Consider the following 3,136-nt stretch of genomic DNA (forward strand, 5'->3'; position numbering starts at 1 on the left):
CACGCGTTGTTCGGCGTGGTGCCGACCACAGGGCAAGTGCGTCTTCGCTGATCCAGACAGTCAGATCACCGCGCCGCCGTAGGCCTTCGTTGTACTCAGCCCAGTTGGTCACCCGATGCCTTTGCTTCCGGATCTTGTCACGACGATCGGCGTTGAACTTGTGCGGCATTTACAACATCCTGAAGGGTACAGACTGCATCGATATCAGCCGTGGGACGATCCCTGCAACAAGGCCCCAAATATGCAGCCTCGGGCCAGTTAGGCCGGGTCGGGAGAGATCTTGCGCCATCCGCGCTAGAGGCGCTGGCCATCTGTTGCCTCGGAGATCTTGTGCGAGGCCCGCCGGGATCAGACGCGACCCTCTCCTTAGGAGCCAATCTCGCGCACATCGGCTCCCATGCGCCGGGAGATCGTCTCGGCCATGCTTTCCAGAGATGCTACGATATTCTGCTCTTCTTCCGCCGATATGGCATCCGCGGGGATGCTGACGGCAAGACCGGCAATCGGCGCGTTCCAGGAATTGAGAACCGTCTTGCCAAAACACCGCATGCCCTCTTTGACCTGCTCATTGTCAATAGTGTAGCCCAGCTCCCTAAATCGTTTGAGCTCTTCGAGAAGCGCATCGAGGCTGCGTACGGATGCAGGGGTCAGCGCATCAGGAAACCCCTCGGAAAACAGCGCGCGCACCTCGCGTTCGCGCATGCCCATGAGGAAGGCCTTTCCTGTCGCGGTAAAGGCTGCGGGCAGTCGCGCTCCGACGGAGAAGGTAAAGAAATCATGATAGCGATCGGAGTTGCGTACCGCGATATAGACCACATCGGCCCCGTCGAGAACGGACAGGGTGATGGTCGCGCCGGGAAAATCCGATTCCGAATCCCAGACAGAAAGGAACTCGTCGGTGACATCGATGGTGCGTTTGAACGTGTTGGCCCAACGCATGATATGGGGCCCAATCCTGAAGCTCTGGTCATCGCGCTTCAGCAGCAGTTCATGTTCTAGGAGAGTCACGCAGATCCCATGGACAGTGCTTTTGGGAATGCCCATGCGTCTGCTGATCTCGGATATGGTAAGCCTTTGATCGGTGACGCAAATCATATCCAGTATCTGTACGGATCGATCAAGGGCGGGGACAAGGCGCCGCGATTTGACGCTGCGCTCATTATCCACTTTTTCTTCTGGTTTAATGACTTTTTTCAATTTGTTTATTTGCCGCCGCTTGGGATATCGTTCGGAGGGGAGTAAGGCGTTCAGCATATTGAACAGTTTTCAGTCAGGTCAAGTGGCTTCGGCAAAAAAACTTTGTAGCTGAAAAAACGCAATCCCGTAATGATAACATGCGCTTGGGAGGGTGGATGATGGCTATGAGTGTGCGCGATTGGGCTGTCAGGTTCAGCGATGCGTCTGACAATGATCCCACAATCGCAGCCATGGCGAAGTACTTCACCTGCAAGTATCTCTGGGATATGGAAGACGCGTCAGTCATCGTCGAGATGGTGGATGGCAAGGTTTACAGCATCAACGTGGAACCGGCCCCGCTCGACCCATGGGATTTTGCGCTCAGGGCATCGGCTCATACATGGCGCGAATTTGCGCGCCCGATCCCCAAGCCGATGTATCACGGAATTTACTCGGCCAGTTTCCGCAAGGATCTGAAAATCGAGGGCAATCATCTCGTCCTTATGCAGAACCTGCGCAATTTCATCATCCAGTTCGAACTGCTTCGAAAGGTCGGCGTGCCGGTCTGAGCAAAGAGAGTTCAACGTTCTGCACAACAGGAGGCCATCATGGCAAAGCACTCACCGGTCATCGGACGCTATGTGACAATCGACGTCGATGGCTATGAGTACAAGGTGTTCTACCTTCGTAACGGGCAGGGCACACCGCTTGTCTGTCAGCATACGGCGGGATGTCACAATCACCAGTGGCGCGATCTGCTGGAGGATGCCGAGGTAACGGAAAACTATGATGTGATCGCCTATGATCTGGCGCGCCACGGCAAATCCGACCCGCCGCACAATCGCGAATGGTGGAAGGAAGAGTACAAGCTCACCGCAGATCACTACATGAAGTTCATCAACACGTTCTGCGAGGCGCTGGAATTGCGGGATCCGATCTTCATGGGCTCGTCCTTCGGGGGCAATATCGCGCTGCAACTCGCACTGTATCATCCAGACCGCTACCGCGCCGTGATCCCGGTGGAAGCTGCGCATTACGCGCCCGGCTTCTACATCGACTGGTGGCGCCATCCGCATGCCAATGCCGCGCAGGTCTGTGGCAGCGGCGTCTGGGATCTCATGGCGCCCCAAAGCCCGGATATGGATCGCTGGCTGACATGGCATTATTACACGCAGGGCTCCGAGGTCTTCAAAGGCGATCTCTATTTCTACTCAGTGGACCACGACCTTCGCGGCAAGTTGGGCGGAATAGATACGTCGCGGTGCCCAGTTGTGATGATGACCGGCACCTATGACTATCTGACCCCGCCCGAAGTGACCGAAGAGACAGCGCGCCAGATCCCCGGCGGCATCTATATCGAGATGGAGGATATCGGCCATTTCCCGATGTCCGAAAACTATCCGCTTTTCCGAAACTATCTGAAAGAAGCTCTGCGTCTGATCGATGATAGATCCTGAGGCGGTATGGAGAATCCAAGATGAAGATCATCGAGTTCAATGAACGTGGTCAGCAGGTCGAAAGCGATTCCCGGTCTATAGCGCCGTCCCCCGGCACCTCATTTCTGGCGGATCGCCCGAAGGCCTCCCACCGGCCCAAGGTGCCGGTCAGTGCGGGGGTGGAGCTGCACATGTTCCAGACCGGAACGTTGAAGACGCGCAAGCACAACATCAAGATGAATCAGGGCGACGAGATGTGGGAAATTCCCGTGCCGTGGTACCTGTTGAAACATCCGATGGGCAATGTGGTCATCGATGGCGGAAACGCGGCTGAAGTGGCAATCGACAAGCGCGCGCACTGGGGAGATGCGGTGGATGTCTACGAGCCGCATATGGGCCTAAAGGAGCATTGTGTCGAACAATGCCGGTCGGTCGGGGTAGAGCCCGAGGATGTGCGTTACGTGGTCATGTCCCATCTGCATCTGGATCACACCGGCGCGGTCGGACGGTTTCGCAATGCCCAG

General features: G+C 56.3%; 4 protein-coding genes and 1 pseudogene. 3 read left to right on the plus strand and 2 right to left on the minus strand.

Going from position 1 to position 3,136, the window contains the following annotated elements:
* Together Q1B15_RS23010 and Q1B15_RS23015 are read right to left on the minus strand one after the other, a co-directional pair.
* Positions 1–169, minus strand: a pseudogene (locus Q1B15_RS23010) (IS5/IS1182 family transposase); the annotation flags it as partial.
* Positions 170–366: 197 nt separating this feature from the next.
* Positions 367–1,197, minus strand: coding sequence for an IclR family transcriptional regulator (locus Q1B15_RS23015; RefSeq protein ID WP_299758520.1), 831 nt, complete (start codon positions 1,195–1,197; stop codon positions 367–369).
* Positions 1,198–1,352: 155 nt separating this feature from the next.
* Here Q1B15_RS23015 and Q1B15_RS23020 point away from each other — a divergent pair, with 155 nt between their 5' ends.
* The 3 genes from Q1B15_RS23020 to Q1B15_RS23030 form a co-directional block, all read left to right on the plus strand.
* Complete coding sequence (locus tag Q1B15_RS23020) at positions 1,353–1,745, plus strand: hypothetical protein (protein WP_299758522.1); 393 nt, start codon at positions 1,353–1,355, stop codon at positions 1,743–1,745.
* Positions 1,746–1,784: 39 nt separating this feature from the next.
* On the plus strand, positions 1,785–2,633 hold the full coding sequence (locus tag Q1B15_RS23025) for an alpha/beta hydrolase (RefSeq protein ID WP_299758524.1): 849 nt from the start codon (positions 1,785–1,787) through the stop codon (positions 2,631–2,633).
* A gap of 20 nt (positions 2,634–2,653) precedes the next feature.
* On the plus strand, positions 2,654–3,136 hold a 483-nt coding region (locus tag Q1B15_RS23030; RefSeq protein WP_299758526.1), incomplete at its 3' end, for an MBL fold metallo-hydrolase.

This window comes from uncultured Boseongicola sp. (genome assembly GCF_937988555.1).
Classification (GTDB): Bacteria; Pseudomonadota; Alphaproteobacteria; order Rhodobacterales; family Rhodobacteraceae; genus Boseongicola.